Raw genomic sequence first — 16,678 nt, forward strand, 5'->3', positions numbered from 1 at the left:
CGCGACGGCGCCGAGCGCTCGAACGGGGCCGCGGCCGGGCGGTGGTGGAGTCGCGGCGGGTACGGCGATGGCCCGTCGTCTGCGGGCGGGGCGCAGGCGGCGGGCCATGGTCGGTCGCGGTCCGGGTCTTCGGCGGTGGCAATGCTCGGCGGCCGGGGTGTCCGGCGGTGAGGTGTTCTCGTCGCCGCGGTGTTCCGCGGGCGGTTGTCGCGGTGCTCCGCGGTCAGACGGCGGCCTTCTTCAAGCGGCGCCGTTCACGTTCCGACAGACCGCCCCAGATTCCGAAGCGTTCGTCATTGGAAAGGGCATATTCCAGGCACTCGGAACGGACTTCACAGGCGAGACAGACCTTCTTGGCCTCGCGGGTGGATCCGCCCTTCTCGGGAAAGAAGGACTCGGGATCGGTCTGGGCGCACAGTGCGCGCTCCTGCCAGCCGAGTTCCTCGTCCGCGTCCTCGACCAGCAGTTGCTGGAACAGCTCGGTCATGTGCGCCCCTCGTCTGTCTCTTGCGTCCCGTCATGCGGTCGTTACTGATCGCGACCGAACGACACGAGTGAAATTACAAGTGTGTAGCTCCGGGCCAGTCAAGCGAAGATCTGCTATTGGCCCAGGTATTCACTCTGCGGAACCAAGCCTATGCGGAAAGTGTGCAAATCACCAAAAACCTGACATATGCCATGCGTCTCGTCGCGCCCCGGCTTCTCACCGAGTGAGACGAGCGGAGCCACCCCGATGTTTCGATTCGGTCACCGAAGCGATCAAGATCACAGTCGGGTCACGGGGCGTCAATGACGTTTGGGGGGCCGGTCGATGCGCCACATCTCCGTCGCGATGGCCACGCAAACCCTTCCCCGGATCCGGTAACCGGATGAGGTGAAACATTACCCCCAAATCGGGCACCAGGTTGACAGCGGCGGATCGAGCCGGTCTCCTTTAATGCATGCCAGCGACTGCCGCGATGTACGCCACCCACGTCCGTGGGTTCCGCACCGCTGTCCAGGCCCGCTGTTGCTGTTCCAGCTGTCACAGCTGTTGATGCCCTCAGGGCACCGGCTCTGATCCAGCTCCTCTCGCAGAGGCCCTCCGCAGTACTTCCGCATCCGCGGGACGTCTTCCTTCTCCGGCGTTCCCTGTGACCGAGGTCCTCCGGTCTCCGCGACACCCCGCACACGCACCCCCCATGCCGAGGAATCACCTCACCCATGAACAGCGACAGCGACCTCCAGATCGCCGGCGACATCCTTGAGGTCCAGCACCTCCTCCAGCCGGCCCGCGAGCACCCCTCCACCGTCTCCGAGTTCGTCGGACTCGCCCGCTCCATCGCCGCCGACCGCGCGCAGTGGGCACCGCTCGTCCGCTACGACACCACCACCCGCTGGTACCACCGGCTGCGCTCCGTTCCGGGACCTCTCGGCTCCGCAGGGGCAGGGCAGGCCCCACTCGGCTACGAGGTCTGGCTGCTCAGCTGGGTGCCCGGCCAGGGCAGCGGACTCCACGGCCACGGCCTGTCCTCCGGCGTGCTGACCGTCCTGGACGGCCGGCTGACCGAGCGCACCGAGCGCGCCACCCGCGCGCTGGACTCAGGTGCGCAGCGGGTCTTCGCTCCCGGCTATGCGCACGAAGTGGTCAACGACTCCCTCGAACCGGCCGTCAGTCTGCACATCTACTACCCGGGTCTGACCGAGATGCCGATGCACGCGGCCCAATGCGCCCCGGCCGCCGCGGACGTCGTACCCGCCTGACAGCCCACCCGTCACCCACCACCACCCCGCAAGGACCAGCCTTCGCCCGACAGCCCACCCGTCGCCCACCACCACCCCGGCAAGGATCAGCCTTCGCCTGACAGACTGTCTGCATGCGCATTGTGGTTCTGGCCGGCGGTATCGGTGGTGCTCGTTTCCTGCGTGGCCTCAAGCAGGCCGCGCCCGACGCGGACATCACGGTGATCGGCAACACCGGTGACGACATCCATCTGTTCGGGCTGAAGGTCTGCCCCGACCTCGACACCGTGATGTACACCCTCGGCGGTGGCATCAACGAGGAGCAGGGCTGGGGACGTACGGACGAGAGCTTCCACGTCAAGGAGGAGCTCGCGGCGTACGGCGTGGGGCCGGAGTGGTTCGGGCTCGGCGACCGTGACTTCGCGACACACATCGTCCGCACGCAGATGCTGGGCGCCGGCTATCCGCTGAGCGCCGTCACCGAGGCGCTCTGCGCGCGCTGGAAGCCCGGGGTGCGGCTGCTGCCGATGTCCGACGACCGGGTCGAGACCCACGTAGCGGTCGACATGGACGGTGAGCGCAGAGCGATCCACTTCCAGGAGTACTGGGTGAAGCTGCGCGCCTCGGTCGAGGCGCAGGCGATCGTGCCGGTCGGCGCCGAGCAGGCGAAGCCGGCCCCCGGAGTGCTGGAGGCCATCGCCGGGGCGGACGTGATCCTCTTCCCGCCGTCCAACCCCGTCGTGTCGGTGGGGACGATCCTCGCCGTGCCCGGCATCAGGGAGGCCATCGCCGAGGCCGGGGTGCCGGTCGTCGGCCTCTCCCCCATCGTCGGGGACGCGCCGGTGCGCGGCATGGCGGACAAGGTGCTCGCCGCGGTGGGAGTCGAGTCGACGGCGTCGGCCGTGGCCAGGCACTACGGCTCCGGGCTGCTCGACGGCTGGCTCGTCGACACGGTGGACGCCGGGGCGGTCGGCGAGGTGGAGGCCGCGGGCATCCGCTGCCGTTCCGTGCCGCTGATGATGACCGATGTCGGCACGACGGCGGAGATGGCCCGGCAGGCGCTGGCGCTCGCCGAGGACGTACGGGCATGAGCGCCGGCACGGCCTCCGGTGCGGCGCCCTCGTACCGGGTCTGGGCACTGTCCGGGATGCCCGAGGTGCAGGCCGGGGACGACCTGGCGAAGCTGATCGCCGCGACCGGGCCGGGTCTCGTCGACGGCGACGTCCTGCTGGTCACCTCGAAGATCGTCTCCAAGGCGGAGGGCCGGATCGTCGAGGCCACCGACCGCGAGGCTGCGATCGACGCCGAGACCGTACGGGTGGTGGCGCGGCGCGGCACACTGCGGATCGTGGAGAACCGGCAGGGGCTGGTCATGGCCGCGGCCGGGGTCGACGCCTCGAACACCCCCGCCGGGACGGTGCTGTTGCTGCCCGAGGACCCGGACGCCTCGGCGCGGACGATCCGCGACGGGCTGCGGGACACCCTCGGCGTGGAGGTCGGGGTCGTCGTCACGGACACCTTCGGGCGCCCGTGGCGCAACGGGCTGACCGATGTGGCGATCGGGGCGGCCGGGGTCAGGGTGCTGGACGATCTGCGCGGCGGCACGGACGCGTACGGCAATCCGCTGAGCGCCACCGTGGTCGCCACCGCCGACGAACTGGCCTCGGCCGGTGACCTGGTCAAGGGCAAGGCGGACGGACTGCCCGTCGCGGTCGTGCGGGGGCTCGGTCATGTGGTGGACCCGGCCGGTGCCGGTGGTGCCCGTGCGATGGTGCGGGTCGCGGCCGACGACATGTTCCGGCTCGGCACGTCGGAGGCGGTACGGGAGGCGGTGACCCTGCGGCGTACGGTGCGCGAGTTCACCGACGACCCGGTGGACCCGGGTGCGGTGCGGCGGGCCGTGGCCGCCGCGGTGACGGCGCCCGCGCCGCATCACACGACGCCGTGGCGGTTCGTCCTGCTGGAGTCCGAGGAGTCGCGGACCCGGCTGCTCGACGCGATGCGGGACGCGTGGATCGCGGATCTGCGGCGCGACGGCAGGAGCGAGGAGTCGGTCGCCAGGCGGGTGCGGCGGGGCGATGTGCTGCGCCGGGCGCCGTATCTGGTGGTGCCGTGTCTGGTGATGGACGGCTCCCACACGTACGGGGACGAGCGCCGGGACACGGCGGAGCGCGAGATGTTCGTGGTCGCCGCAGGGGCCGGCATCCAGAATTTCCTGGTGTCGCTGGCCGGTGAGCGGCTGGGCTCGGCGTGGGTGTCGTCGACGATGTTCTGCCGCTCCGTGGTGCGCGAGGTGCTGGAACTGCCGGAGAGCTGGGATCCGCTGGGGGCGGTGGCGGTGGGGCACGCGGCGGCCGGGCCCGCGGCGCGGCCGGGGCGGGACGCGGAGGCGTTCATCGAGGTGCGCTGAGACCGGGCGCGGGTTCCGGCTGGTCCTACAGGCGGGCGATGTCGCCGCGGGTCATGCGCGGTGCGCGGCGGGCCGGGGTCCGGCCCGAGAGCAGGATGAGGCGGGTCGCCCGGTGGCGCTGGCCCTCGTACGGGGCCAGGAGGGCCAGCATCTCCTCGTCGTCGGCGTCCCGGTTGCCCGCCAGGGCGTGGCCGACGATGCCGGGGAGATGGAGGTCGCCGACGGTGACCGCGTCCGGGGCGCCGTTCGAGCGCTGGAGCGTCTCGGCCGAGGTCCAGGGGCCGATGCCCGGGACCAGTTGCAGCCGGGCCATGGCCTCCGGGAGCTCCATGGCCGCCGCCTCCTCCATGCGGCGGGCCACGCGTACCGCGCGCAGGATCGTGCCCGAGCGTTTGGCGTCGACGCCCGCGCGGTGCCATTCCCAGGACGGGACCAGGGACCAGGTGCGGGCGTCCGGCATGACGTGCAGGCCCAGCGCGTCGAACGCGGCGTGGCCGGTGGGGCCGGGCGCCGGGGTGCCGTGCCCCCGGACCAGGAGACGCCAGGCGCGGTAGGCCTCGTCGGTGGTGACCTTCTGTTCCAGGATCGAGGGGATCAGCGACTCCATGACCAGGCCGGTGCGCAGCAGCCGCAGGCCGGGGCGGCGGTGCCGGGTCAGGGCGAGCAGGCGGTGGCGCGGGCGGAAGGCGTCCGGGTCGTCCGTCGCGCCGAGCAGCGTCGGGAGCCGGTCCAGCAGCCACGGTGCCCCGGGGCCCCAGGCCGCCGCCTCGATCCGGCCGCCCCGGGGGGTGAGGCGGACGGTGCCGGGGCCCGCGGGTGTGCGGCTGGCCCGCCAGGCCGTGCCGTCCGCGGTCATCCGGTACGTGGGGTCGGCGGGGCCCCGGCGCAGTGGGCCGACGACCAGGCGCAGGTCGAAGGGGCCGGGCGGGGTCCACTCACGGGTCAGCGCGTCCGCCGCGGGGGCCGCCGCCTGGTGCGGGACGGCCGCGCGGGGAGCGCTGCGGGGGGTGAATCGTCCTGCCACGGTGAGGTCCTCGGTCGTCGGGGTGCCTGTCGAGGGTAAGCGCTGCGGCCGGTGCCCGGCCGTTCGCCGTACCCTGCCCGGCTACTCGTCGGAGGAGAACCGCACCGCCGCGTCCGGGAGGACCGCCCCGCACCAGACGCGGATGCCGTCGCGCAGTTCATTGTCGGCGCCGACCCGGGCCCCGTCCCCGACGACCGCACCGGTGAGCACCGTACGGCTGCCGATCCGGGCGCCGGCTCCGACCAGCGAGTCCTTGATCACGGCGCCTGGTCCGACGACCGCGCCGGCCAGTATCGCGGAGCCGTCGATCCGGGCCCCCTCACCGACCAGGGCACCCTCTCCGACCACCGTACCGCCGCTGATCTTGGCGTCGGGGGCGACGGAGGCCGTCGGCAGTACGAGTGCCTCGCCGCACCGGCCGGGCACGGCCGGGGACGGGGCGTGGCCCAGGACCAGGTCGGCGGAGCCGCGTACGAAGGCCTGCGGGGTGCCGAGGTCCAGCCAGTAGGTGGAGTCGACCATGCCCTGGAGGTGCGCTCCGGAGGCGAGCAGTCCGGGGAAGGTCTCGCGCTCGACGGAGACGGGGCGGCCGGCCGGGATGGTGTCGATGACCGAGCGGCGGAAGATGTACGCCCCCGCGTTGATCTGGTCGGTGACGATCTCCTCGGGCGTCTCGGGCTTCTCCAGGAACGCGGTGACCCTGCCGGTGCCGTCCGTCGGTACCAGGCCGAAGGCGCGCGGGTCCTCGACCCGGGTGAGGTGGAGGGAGACGTCCGCTCCGGAGCTCGTGTGCGAGGCGGCCAGCGCCCGGATGTCCAGGCCGGTGAGGATGTCGCCGTTGAAGATGAGCACCGGGTCGTCCGGGCCCGAGGCCAGCCGGGACGCGACGTTGCGTATCGCGCCGCCGGTGCCGAGCGGTTCGCGTTCGGTGACGTACTCGATGTGGAGGCCGAGCGAGGAGCCGTCACCGAAATACGGTTCGAAGACCTCCGCCAGGTACGACGTCGCGAGCACGATGTGCTCGACCCCGGCGGCCCGGGCGCGCGCCAGTTGGTGCGTAAGAAACGGAACGCCCGCTGCCGGAACCATGGGCTTGGGCGTGTGTACCGTGAGCGGGCGCAGCCGGGTTCCCTTTCCGCCGACCAGGAGGATCGCTTCTTTTGCCTCTGTCACAGCACTGACTCTGCTTCCTGCTGGGGCCTGGCCTGGTTTCGGCTGGCCAGTGTATGCAGACCGGTTCGGTCGTCCCCGGTCAGCGGCCCGCAGCGGTCCGCGTCGGTCTCCCGTTCCGTTTAGCGGCCCTGGAGCTTGGCGGAGCTGGAGCGGGCCGAGCCGAGCTTCTTGTAGAGACGCGCTCCGGGGCATTCGGTTGCGAAGCCGTCCCGGTGTCCGGAGATGACGTTGAGTTTGACCTTCTTGCCCTTCTTGTACTTGTTGCCGCCGCCGGAGACGAGCGTGGCCTTGCCGCGCGGGTCGGCGCCGAACAGTCCGAGCTTCCAGGCGGTGAGCTTCGCGACGGCGTTCACCGCGGCGGCGGGCGGGTTCGAACTGGTGAAGGTGCCGAGCACCGCGATGCCCATGCTGTTGGTGTTGAAGCCGAGCGTGTGCGCTCCCAGGACGGCCTTCGTCACGCCTCCGGCCCGTCCCTCGTAGATGTTTCCGCATTTGTCGACGGCGAAGTTGTAGCCGATGTCGCGCCAGCCGCTGCTCTTGACGTGGTAGCGGTAGATGCCGCGCAGGACCGAGGCCGCCTGGGAGCACGTGTAGTTGTTGCCGGTGGCGCTGTGGTGGATGAAGGCGGCCTTGACCGTGCCGGTGTAGACGAACTTGCGCTCCCTGAGCTTCTCGTCGGCGCCCCAGCCCTTGCGGGTGACGATGCGCGGACGGGGGCCGATGTACGGCCGGGCGCCGGGTACGAGGCCGGCCTCGGCCTCGTACCGCACCTCGGACTCCGCCTTGCCCAGGGCGGGGAGCACGCTCGGGGTGAGGGACGCGGTGCGCCCGTCCGCGGCGGTCCGGGCGCCTGCCGCGTCCTGGACACCCTCCTCGGCCCCGGCCTCCGTCCCGGGGACCTGCTGCGGGTCCTTGCCGGGGTCGACGAGTTCGAGGCGCAGCCCGCCGGGCAGCGGTACGGCGCGGGCGGTCCGGTCCTGCGGGTCCGGGGCCTCGGGGCGTACGCGGACCGCGACGCCGTCCGAGTCACCGACCCAGAGCGGGGCGGTGGAGCCCCGGACGGCGCCGGATTCGCGCTCGGCGGTGCCGGGGTCGGCGCCGTGCTCGGCGTTGTGGGTCTCCAGGTCCTGCCACTGCGACCACTCCCCCGTGCCGGTGGCGCGGGTGCGGACCTGGACGGTGCCGCGGAGTTCGGTGTCGGCGTCGTCCCAGACGACGCCGACCAGGGAGAAGGGACGGACCTCGCGTTCGGGCAGCCCCTGGTCGGGGGCGGCCGCGGCCCGGGCGGTTTCGCCGGTGGCCCGGTCGGAGGGCGTCGGCAGGGTCCGCATCGGCAGGGACTGTGTCGAGCCCGGCACATCGACGGGCTCGGCCGACTCGGCGGGGACGGTGCGGGTGTCGGTGGCGGCGCCCGCGGGCACGGCCGACGGCAGTACGAGAACGGCCGCACAAGTGACACCGATCGAGGATGCAAGGAAGGCACGCATACGAATAATCCTGGGCATACACCGGCAAGTCCGGCCACCGGGGTGTCCCGGCGCACTTGACGGCCCGTCTGCCGAACCGGTGCACCCGGCAGCCTTCTCCTCCCGCCCGACCGGGCACCGCCGCGTACTCTTGCGCGGATGAACGCCACCGACCGCACCCCTGCCGACCTGCTGCGTTCCGCGCTCGCCGCGGACCCGGCCCGCCCCTTGGTCACTTTCTACGACGACGCCACCGGAGAACGCGTCGAACTGTCGGTGGCCACCTTCGCCAATTGGGTGGCCAAGACCGCCAATCTCCTGCAGGGCGACCTCGCCGCCGAGCCGGGCGACCGGCTCGCGCTCCTGCTGCCCGCGCACTGGCAGTCCGCGGTCTGGCTGCTCGCCTGTTCCTCGGTCGGCGTGGTCGCCGAGGTGCAGGGCGACCCGGCCGCGGCCGACCTCGTCGTCAGCGGCCCGGACAGCCTGGACGCCGCGCGCGCCTGCCGGGGCGAGCGGGTCGCCCTGGCGCTGCGCCCGCTGGGCGGCAGGTTCCCGCAGGCGCCCGAGGGCTTCGGGGACTACGCGGTCGAGGTGCCGGGCCAGGGCGACCGGTTCGCCCCCTTCGCACCGGTGGACCCGGAGGCCCCCGCGCTGACGGTGGACGGCGTCGAGCTGACCTCGGCGCAGCTGGTGGCCCGGGCCCGCGAGGATGCCGCCGCGCTCGGTCTGACCGCCGGATCACGGCTGCTCACGGGACGTTCGTACGACAGCTGGGAGGGACTGAGCGCGGGTCTGTTCGCGCCGCTGGCCGCCGGCGGGTCCGTGGTCCTCTGCCGTCATCTGGGGCAGCTGGGCGAGGAGGGGCTGGCGAAGCGCGTGGAGAGCGAGCGGGTCACCAACAGCGCGGTATGACAAGCACGCTGAGGACCACTCTTCCGGCCCACACCGCGTCGAGTCCTCGGGGGCTGCGCCTCAACTCCGGTACATGATCGGCGTTACGGACCACCGAGGACACAACCAAGCGTGAGGTTCAGCCGTCTACTCCTGCGACCGGCGGCCCGACGCGCCGCCGAACGTGAAGGATGGACGCAGACGTGAGCGAAAGCGCCGGCCCGCCGGACGACCCGGCGGCGGGCGGGGACAAGCCCGGGCCCGGGGGCGAATCCGGTGCCACCCCGCTGACCGGAGTCAGGCACCGGCGCCACTGGCTGCGCTGGACCGCGCTCGGCGCCTCGTTCGTCGTGCTGGTCGCGGCGGGCGTCGGCGCGTGGCTGTACCGGAAGCTCGACGGCAACATCAGGACCGACACGTCCGCCGCCGCCGAACTCAAGGCGTACGAGCGGGAGCGGCCCGCCTCCGTGGTGCACGACGCGGAGAACATCCTGCTCATCGGCTCGGACAGCCGGGCCGGGGACAACCGCAAGTACGGCCGTGACGACGGCGGCAGCCAGCGCTCGGACACCACGATCCTGCTCCACCTCGCCGCGGACCGGAAGAGCGCCACGGCGATGTCCCTGCCGCGCGACCTGATGGTGGACATCCCGGTCTGCCACCGGGCGGACGGCACGGCGACGAAGAAACAATTCGCCCAGTTCAACTGGGCCTTCGAGTTCGGCGGCACGGCCTGCACGATCCGTACGGTCGAGAAGATGACCGGCGTCCGGATCGACCACTACATGGTCGTCGACTTCAACGGCTTCAAGGACATGGTCGACGCCGTGGACGGGGTCGAGGTCTGCCTGAAGAAGCCGGTCGACGACGCCGACGCCCATCTGAAGCTCCCCGCCGGCCGCCAGAAGCTCGACGGCGAGCAGGCGCTGGGGTACGTACGGGCCCGCAAGTCGATCGGCAACGGCAGCGACACCGAACGCATGGACCGCCAGCAGCAGTTCCTGGGCGCGCTGGTGAACAAGGTCCAGAGCAACGGCGTACTGCTCAATCCGACCCGTCTCTACCCGGTGCTGGACGCGGCCACCAAGGCGCTGACCACCGACCCGGGGCTGGACAGCCTCAAGGACCTGTACGAGCTGGTGCGCGGCATGCGCAACGTACCGACCGACAAGGTGCAGTTCCTGACCGTGCCCCGGCAGCCCTACATCGCCAACGCGAACCGGGACGAACTCGTACAGCCTGATGCGAACCGGCTCTTCAAGCGGCTGCGCGAGGACGATCCGGTCGCCGTGGTCCCGGCGGACGAGCTCGAACGTGACAACGGGAAGAACAACGGGAAAAACAATGCCGCGACCGATACCCCGGGTGGATCGGGCCCCAGCCCCACGCCTACCTATTCGGGCAACAACGCGGCGGCGGACCTGTGCAAGCAGTAAAGCAATTCCCAAACAGAAGCCGGTGATCGGCGCGTAATGAGCAGTATGACCAGTTGTAAGGAGCGTGGAATTTGTCACGCACGTCGCTCTATGCCGAACTGGGCCGATAGTGTGACGCGATCCGGTGCTGCCGGCCGCCAGGCCGCGCACTTCTGGAGCGAAAGATCGAGCGCCTGATCGGGGGAGGCGCCTCGCGTGGCACCGACGGAGGACTCAAGCAACCGTGGATGCGCAAAGCCGTGGGCGGGCGGATGGAATCGACCCCGCAGACCAGTGGGTCCTCAACCCGCACACCGGTGATTACGAACTGCGACTGAATCATTCCGGAGGGGATTCGGACGCCCCTTCCCGTACTTCCGGCGCGCGTGTTCCCAATAGCAGGGAGCCGGTCCGCGACAATGCCGGCGGGCGCAGAGGCACGTCCCGCGACGGCAGGGGCGATCGCCGGAATACGGCCCGCGAGGACCAGGAGTCCGGTCCGGGCCGCGAGGTGCCCGGTCAGCGCAGCCGCCGTTCGGCCAACGGCAGCCGCGGGCAGGAGAGTTCCGGCCCGGCCGGCCGCCGCAGCCGCAAGGCCCCCAAGGCCCGCCGCAAGAAGGCGCTGATGTGGACGGGCGGTGTGACGGCCTTCGTCCTGGTCGGCCTGTCGGTGGGCGGCTACGCGCTGTACCAGCACTTCAACGGCAACCTGAACACGGTCGACGTGGGCGGCTCCGGCAACAAGAACGTCTTCGACAACGACGCCCCGATCAACATCCTGATCATCGGTACCGACAAGCGCACCGGCAAGGGCAACGAGGGCTACGGCGACAAGGGGAGCGTCGGCCACGCCGACACCAACATCCTCTTCCACGTCTCCGAGGACCGCACCAACGCGACGGCGCTGAGCATCCCCCGCGACCTGATCACCGACATCCCGGACTGCAAGGTCAAGCAGCCGGACGACTCGGAGAAGGTCGTCCCGGGCACGCAGAACGTCCGCTTCAACCAGAGCCTCGGCCAGGAGGGCCGTAACGCCGGCTGCACCATGGAGACGGTCAAGGAGATCACCGGTCTGAAGGTCGACCACTTCATGATGGTCGACTTCAACGCGGTGAAGGAGCTGTCCACGGCGGTCGGCGGGGTCGAGATCTGCCTGGCCAAGCCGGTCAACGACCCGGACTCGCACCTGGACCTGCCGGCGGGCGAGCACCGGATCCAGGGCGAGGAGGCCCTGGCGTTCGTACGGACGCGGCACAGCTTCGGCAACCATGGCGACCTGGACCGGATCAAGGTCCAGCAGCAGTTCATCGCCTCGATGATCCGGCAGATGCAGTCCGACTCCACCCTGACCAGCCCGACCAAGCTCTACAAGCTGGCGGACGCGGCGACCAAGGCGCTCACCGTCGACACCGGCATCGGCACGGGGACGAAGCTGGCCTCGCTGGCCCAGGAGCTCAGCAAGGTCAACACCAAGAACATCACCTTCACCACGGTGCCGGTGCTCGACAACCCGGCCGAGAAGACACCGGTCACCGTCGTACTGAACCCGGCCAAGTCCGACCAGCTGTTCGCCATGATGCGCGACGACACCTCGCTGACCGAGGTGAAGTCGAAGAAGAAGGCCGCGAAGAGCAAGCAGGACGCGCTCCTCAAGGGCTCCAAGGCGGCCGCGGGCGACGTACGCGTCGATGTGTACAACGGCGGCAAGGTGCCCGGCGCCGCACAGGCGACCGTCACCTGGCTCCAGAACGAGCAGGGTGTGCTCAAGTCCACCAACAAGGCCAACGCCCCGGCGAAGGCCGAGAAGACCACGCTGGAGTACGCGCCGAACCAGGCGGACCAGGCCCGCGCGCTGGCCGCCATGATGGGCCTGCCCGGCTCGGCCATGAAGCAGGGCACCACGGACGCCGAAGGGCTCCAGGCGATGGTCCTGACCCTGGGGGACGACTTCAAGGGCGCGGGCACTCCCATCACCGGGCCGGCGAAGGTGCCGGCCGACATTCAGCAAGCAAACGCCGACAAGGCAGAGTGCGCCAAGTGACACCGGGTCACTGCGCGGAACAACGAGTCTGAGCAGCAGGGGGGACCTGGTGGCACGGAGCAGTACGCCTGGGGAGGGGACGCGACCACGCGTCCGGCACGCCGGCCAACTCGGCTGGGACGACGGGCTCTACGAGGAGGAGCCGGAGGAGAACGAGGGCTCCGGCTCCGGGGAGCGGCAGGCCGCTTCCGGGGAGAGCGGTCACCGGCGCGGTGGCGGCAAGCGGCGCGGCAAGAAGGGCAAACGCCGGGTGCTGCGCTGGGTCGCGTCGGTGACCGCGCTGCTCATAGTCGGCGGCGCCGGCGCCGGATACCTCTACTACGAGCACCTCAACGCCAACATCAAGAAGGCCGATCTGACCCTCGGCGACAAGAAGATGGCCGACCACAAGGCCAACGCCGCCGGTCAGACGCCGTTGAACATCCTGCTCCTCGGTTCGGACGCACGGGACAACGCGGAGAACCAGAAGCTCGGCGGGGCCAAGGACACCTTCGGGGCGCCGCCCCTGGCCGACGTGCAGATGCTGCTCCACGTCTCCGCCGACCGCAGCAACATGTCGGTGATCAGCATGCCGCGCGACACCATGCTGAAGATCCCGAAGTGCACCGACCCGAAGACAAAGCACGTCTACCCCGCGAGCACCAGTCTGACAATGACCAACGAGACGCTCGGCCGCGGCGGTCCCGGATGTTCCGTGGCCACCTGGTACGAGCTCACCGGCATCACCATCGACCACTTCATGATGATCGACTTCTCCGGTGTGGTCTCGATGGCGGACGCGATCGGCGGCGTCCCGGTCTGCGTCAAAGGCAATGTCTACTCCCACAACAGCGAGGGCCACGGCTCCGGTCTGAGGCTGGAGAAGGGCACCACGAAGATCAAGGGCAAGCAGGCCCTCCAGTGGCTGCGCACCCGCTACGGCTTCGAGGACGGCACCGACCTCGGCCGTACCCACGCCCAGCACATGTACATGAACTCGATGGTCCGTGAGCTGCGCAAGGGCACCAAGCTCACCGACCCGGGCAAGCTGATGGGTCTCGCCGAGGCGGCGACGGACGCGCTGACGGTCGACAAGGGCATCGACACGGTCAAGGATCTCTACGACCTCGCGGAGGACCTCAAGAGGGTCCCCACCAAGCGCATCACCATGACGACGATGCCGAACGTCTACGGGACGGGCACGCTCAAGGAGCGGGTGCTCCCCAAGCCCGGCGACGCCGACCAGCTCTTCCAGATGGTGCGCGACGACATCCCGCTCGACGGCAAGGCGTCCAAGCGCAAGAAGCCGGCCGCCGCCAAGAAGCCCACCGCCTCCCCGGCCGAGACCCCGGTGACCGTCCGCAACGGAACGCGTACCGAGACCGAGTACCCGGCCAAGGGCCGCGCCTCGGCGGTCAAGGACCTGTTGGCCGGGAAGGGCTTCACCCGGGCCACGATCGACACGCAGAACACCGAGGCGGCGAAGCGGACCGAGATCCTCTTCCCCACCGTGGACATGGAGGGCAACGCCCAGGCGGTCGCCAAGGCGCTCGGCATCCCGCTGTCGGCGGTGAAGAAGTCGACCGACGTCTCGGGCATCACACTGGCCGTGGGTGCCGACTGGCGAGAGGACGGCGACTACCACGCGCCCTCCGCCGAGGAGAAGACCCCGGACAGCGCACGGGCGCTCAACGGCGACGACGAGACCGCCTGCATGGACATCCAGCCGGGCTTCGGCTTCTAGGTACCGGGACACGACGCACCGCGGGGGCCCTCCGGCACATCGGAGGGCCCCCGCGGTGTCTGCGGTGATGCTCAGACGGTCATGGCCGGGCGGCGGCTGGCGATGACCTTCCTCGCGAGCGAGCGCGGGCTGGTCAGGAAGCCGTACCCCCACGACATGTGCATGGTCGCGAGGGCCACCGGGATCTGCGCCCGCGCCTTCAGCGACAGGCCCTTGCCCGCCGGTACGGAACCGGCGACGATCGCCGCCGCGTACCCGGCCGGGACGACGAAGGCCCACGGGGTGACGGCCGCGCCGACGACGATGCCGGCCGCTATCGCGCAGACGGCGGCGGGCGGGGCCAGGTAGCGCAGGTTGATCGAGCCGGAGTGGTAGCGGGCGACGACGTGCCGCCAGCGGCCGTAGTCCTTGTACTGCTTGGCCAGTGCCCGCACGGAGGGGCGCGGCCGGTACTGCACCTTCAGCTCGGGCGAGAACCAGATCAGGCCGCCGGCCTCGCGGATGCGGTAGTTCAGCTCCCAGTCCTGGGCCCGGATGAACTCCACGTTGTAGCCGTCGGCCTTCTCCAGCGCCTCGCGGCGGAAGACGCCGAGATAGACGGTCTCCGCCGGGCCCGCCTGGCCGCCGGTGTGGAAGGCCGCGTTGCCGACGCCGATCTTCGACGTCATGGCGGCGGCGACGGCGTCCTCCCAGGCGTTCTCGCCTTCGGCGTGCATGATGCCGCCCACGTTCTGCGCGCCGGTCTCCTCCAGGAGGCGGACGGCGGTCGCGATGTAGTTCGGCGAGAGCATGCCGTGGCCGTCGACCCGCACGACTATCGGGTGGCGGGAGGCCTTGATCGCGGCGTTGAGGGCGGCCGGGGTGCGGCCGGTCGGGTTCGGGACGGTGTGGACCCGGGGATCCTCGCGCACCAGCTCCGCGGCGATCTCGTCCGTACGGTCCGTGGAGGGCCCCAGTGCGATGACCACCTCCATCTCACCTGCGTACTCCTGCTCCAGGATGTGCCGGACGGAGTTCCTGAGGTGACGTTCCTCGTCGAGCACCGGCATGATCACGGAGACGGCGGGGTGCTGCACGGCAGACATGGTGGTCCTCGGGTGGTCCTCGGGAGCGCCGGGGGTTTCGCACCCCACCAGGCGGCATGATTCGGCCGCCACGTTACCGCGAATGGGGGACACCGGCGCGCCCCGCCGGGTTGCACACCGGGCCGTTGATCATATGGACCTACTGTGCGAACGGTTTCCCCCTCGCACCGCGGAGGTCCCCCAAGTGTCCACACCGCACCCTTCCCCCCGTCCGCCGCAGTCCCGCGCGGTTCCGCCGCAGCGCAGGTCCAGAAAGCAGGACGAACGACCACGCTGGGGCATGCGGATGGTGACCGGTCTCTCCGTGCTGGTGCTGGGAGCCGGCGGGATCGGCCACGCGGTGGTGACCAATCTGGCGACCGGGATCGACCGGATCGATCCGTTCAAGGACATGAAGAACCGGCCACGCGCGGGCACCGGCATGAATCTGCTGCTCGTGGGCACCGACGGCCGCGACCGGATCACCCCGCAGGAGAAGCAGAAGTACCGGCTGGGCGGGGCGCCCTGCCACTGCACCGACACGGTCATGCTGGTGCATCTGTCGGCGGACAAGGACCGCGCGAGCATCGTCTCGCTCCCCCGCGACAGCTATGCCGAGGCCCCCGAGCACACCGACCGGAACACCGGTGAGCAGCGTGCCACGCACCCGCTGAAGCTGAACGCGGCCTACGCCGAGGGCGGGCCGAATCTGACCGTGCGGACCGTCGAACACATGACGGGCATCAAGATCGACCACTATCTGGAGGTCGACTTCACCAGCTTCATGAAGACGGTGGACGCCCTGGGCGGGGTGAAGATCTGCACGGCCCGGCCGATGAAGGACTCGTACACCGGTCTCGACCTCGCCGCGGGCACCCATGACCTGGACGGCGGCCAGGCCCTTCAGTACGTACGTTCCCGGCACATCGACGGGGCCGCCGACCTGGGCCGGATGCAGCGCCAGCAGAAGTTCCTCGCCTCGCTGATCAAGCAGGCGACCAGCAGCGGTGTGCTGCTCAACCCGGTGAAGTTCCGCGATGTCGCCTCGACGATGCTGAGCTCGGTCCGGGCGGACAAGGGGTTCGGTACGGAGCAGATGCTGGAGCTCGGCCAGGCGATGCGCGGCTTCTCCCCCGCCTCGTCCGAGTTCACCACCGTACCCGTGGGGAACGCCTCCTACCCGGTCAAGGGCATCGGCTCGACGGTCAAGTGGGACGAGGCGAAGTCGAAGAAGCTCTTCCAGGCACTGCGCGAGGACAAGTCGCTGGCCCCCGCGCGTCCCAAGCGGCCGGAGGCGGTCGAGGTCGACGTCGACCCCCGGCAGATCCGGGTCCAGGTCTACAACGGGACGCCCAAGGACGGGCTGGGCAGGACGGTCGACGACGCGCTCCACGCCACCGGCTTCGACACCACGCGCGCCCCGCTCAACGCGGAGATGCGGGTGGACGGCGAGCCGCACGGTATCGAGCGCACCCTGATCACCTACGACCCGCGCTGGGACCGGTCCGCGAAGGCGCTGGCGGCCGCGTTGCCCGGGGCCGAGCTGCGGGCGGTGCGGGGGCAGGGCGCCACGATGCGGGTGACGGCGGGCAAGGACTTCGAGAAGGTGCAGCAGGTCCGGGCCGAGGAGACGGACAGCGGCGGCTTCGGCGCGGTCACGGGCGACCAGGTGGCCTGCCCGTGATCGCGGGGCCTGTGGCCGGGCGCGCTCAGTCCTCTATGCCTTCCGCGACACCCGGCACGTAC

The 16,678-nt window shown here is 70.6% G+C and carries 13 protein-coding genes; 8 read left to right on the forward strand and 5 right to left on the reverse strand.

Annotated elements, in window-relative coordinates; translation table 11 throughout:
- Positions 1-223: 223 nt before the first annotated feature.
- Positions 224-487, reverse strand: coding sequence for a WhiB family transcriptional regulator (locus AB0D53_RS22325; protein ID WP_030927001.1), 264 nt, complete (start codon positions 485-487; stop codon positions 224-226).
- A gap of 716 nt (positions 488-1,203) precedes the next feature.
- On the opposite strand from AB0D53_RS22325, the gene AB0D53_RS22330 reads away from it, so the two are divergent.
- From AB0D53_RS22330 to AB0D53_RS22340, 3 genes are all read left to right on the forward strand, one after another.
- Positions 1,204-1,743, forward strand: a complete 540-nt coding sequence (locus tag AB0D53_RS22330; RefSeq protein WP_362449228.1) for a cysteine dioxygenase family protein — start codon at positions 1,204-1,206, stop codon at positions 1,741-1,743.
- Between the two features lie 113 nt (positions 1,744-1,856).
- On the forward strand, positions 1,857-2,813 hold the full coding sequence (gene cofD / locus AB0D53_RS22335) for a 2-phospho-L-lactate transferase (RefSeq protein ID WP_362449230.1): 957 nt from the start codon (positions 1,857-1,859) through the stop codon (positions 2,811-2,813).
- Complete coding sequence (locus AB0D53_RS22340; RefSeq protein ID WP_362449232.1) at positions 2,810-4,132, forward strand: coenzyme F420-0:L-glutamate ligase; 1,323 nt, start codon at positions 2,810-2,812, stop codon at positions 4,130-4,132. Before cofD ends, AB0D53_RS22340 begins: the two co-directional genes overlap by 4 nt.
- A gap of 25 nt (positions 4,133-4,157) precedes the next feature.
- On the opposite strand, the gene AB0D53_RS22345 is transcribed toward AB0D53_RS22340, so the two are convergent.
- The 3 genes from AB0D53_RS22345 to AB0D53_RS22355 form a co-directional block, all read right to left on the reverse strand.
- A complete protein-coding gene (locus tag AB0D53_RS22345) occupies positions 4,158-5,156 on the reverse strand; it encodes a DNA-3-methyladenine glycosylase 2 family protein (RefSeq protein ID WP_362449234.1) in 999 nt (332 codons plus the stop codon).
- An 81-nt stretch (positions 5,157-5,237) separates the two neighbouring features.
- Positions 5,238-6,329: an NDP-sugar synthase gene (locus AB0D53_RS22350; RefSeq protein WP_362449236.1), complete on the reverse strand. Its 1,092-nt coding sequence runs from the start codon at positions 6,327-6,329 to the stop codon at positions 5,238-5,240.
- Between the two features lie 119 nt (positions 6,330-6,448).
- Positions 6,449-7,816, reverse strand: a complete 1,368-nt coding sequence (locus AB0D53_RS22355) for an N-acetylmuramoyl-L-alanine amidase (RefSeq protein WP_362449238.1) — start codon at positions 7,814-7,816, stop codon at positions 6,449-6,451.
- A gap of 138 nt (positions 7,817-7,954) precedes the next feature.
- Between AB0D53_RS22355 and AB0D53_RS22360 the strand changes: the two genes are divergently transcribed.
- The 4 genes from AB0D53_RS22360 to AB0D53_RS22375 all read left to right on the forward strand — a co-directional run bounded on the left by AB0D53_RS22360 (position 7,955) and on the right by AB0D53_RS22375 (position 13,868).
- A complete protein-coding gene (locus AB0D53_RS22360) occupies positions 7,955-8,707 on the forward strand; it encodes a TIGR03089 family protein (RefSeq protein WP_362449240.1) in 753 nt (250 codons plus the stop codon).
- A gap of 182 nt (positions 8,708-8,889) precedes the next feature.
- On the forward strand, positions 8,890-10,122 hold the full coding sequence (locus AB0D53_RS22365) for an LCP family protein (RefSeq protein WP_362449242.1): 1,233 nt from the start codon (positions 8,890-8,892) through the stop codon (positions 10,120-10,122).
- A 490-nt stretch (positions 10,123-10,612) separates the two neighbouring features.
- A complete protein-coding gene (locus tag AB0D53_RS22370; protein WP_362449244.1) occupies positions 10,613-12,145 on the forward strand; it encodes an LCP family protein in 1,533 nt (510 codons plus the stop codon).
- A 49-nt stretch (positions 12,146-12,194) separates the two neighbouring features.
- On the forward strand, positions 12,195-13,868 hold the full coding sequence (locus AB0D53_RS22375; protein ID WP_362449246.1) for an LCP family protein: 1,674 nt from the start codon (positions 12,195-12,197) through the stop codon (positions 13,866-13,868).
- A gap of 71 nt (positions 13,869-13,939) precedes the next feature.
- Here AB0D53_RS22375 and AB0D53_RS22380 read toward each other — a convergent pair whose 3' ends face one another.
- Positions 13,940-14,953: a glycosyltransferase family 2 protein gene (locus tag AB0D53_RS22380; RefSeq protein ID WP_362449248.1), complete on the reverse strand. Its 1,014-nt coding sequence runs from the start codon at positions 14,951-14,953 to the stop codon at positions 13,940-13,942.
- Between the two features lie 280 nt (positions 14,954-15,233).
- Here AB0D53_RS22380 and AB0D53_RS22385 point away from each other — a divergent pair, with 280 nt between their 5' ends.
- On the forward strand, positions 15,234-16,616 hold the full coding sequence (locus AB0D53_RS22385; RefSeq protein ID WP_362449250.1) for an LCP family protein: 1,383 nt from the start codon (positions 15,234-15,236) through the stop codon (positions 16,614-16,616).
- The last annotated feature ends 62 nt before the right edge of the window (positions 16,617-16,678 follow it).

It is taken from the genome of Streptomyces sp. NPDC048295 (genome assembly GCF_040652135.1).
Lineage (GTDB): Bacteria > Actinomycetota > Actinomycetes > Streptomycetales > Streptomycetaceae > Streptomyces.

Coding starts and splice junctions, on each gene's coding strand:
- AB0D53_RS22325 (WP_030927001.1), bottom strand. CDS start 487: ATGACCGAGCTGTTCCAGCAACTGCTGGTCGAGGACGCGGACGAGGAA.
- AB0D53_RS22330 (WP_362449228.1), top strand. CDS start 1,204: ATGAACAGCGACAGCGACCTCCAGATCGCCGGCGACATCCTTGAGGTC.
- cofD (WP_362449230.1), top strand. CDS start 1,857: ATGCGCATTGTGGTTCTGGCCGGCGGTATCGGTGGTGCTCGTTTCCTG.
- AB0D53_RS22340 (WP_362449232.1), top strand. CDS start 2,810: ATGAGCGCCGGCACGGCCTCCGGTGCGGCGCCCTCGTACCGGGTCTGG.
- AB0D53_RS22355 (WP_362449238.1), bottom strand. CDS start 7,816: ATGCGTGCCTTCCTTGCATCCTCGATCGGTGTCACTTGTGCGGCCGTT.
- AB0D53_RS22360 (WP_362449240.1), top strand. CDS start 7,955: ATGAACGCCACCGACCGCACCCCTGCCGACCTGCTGCGTTCCGCGCTC.
- AB0D53_RS22380 (WP_362449248.1), bottom strand. CDS start 14,953: ATGTCTGCCGTGCAGCACCCCGCCGTCTCCGTGATCATGCCGGTGCTC.
- AB0D53_RS22385 (WP_362449250.1), top strand. CDS start 15,234: ATGCGGATGGTGACCGGTCTCTCCGTGCTGGTGCTGGGAGCCGGCGGG.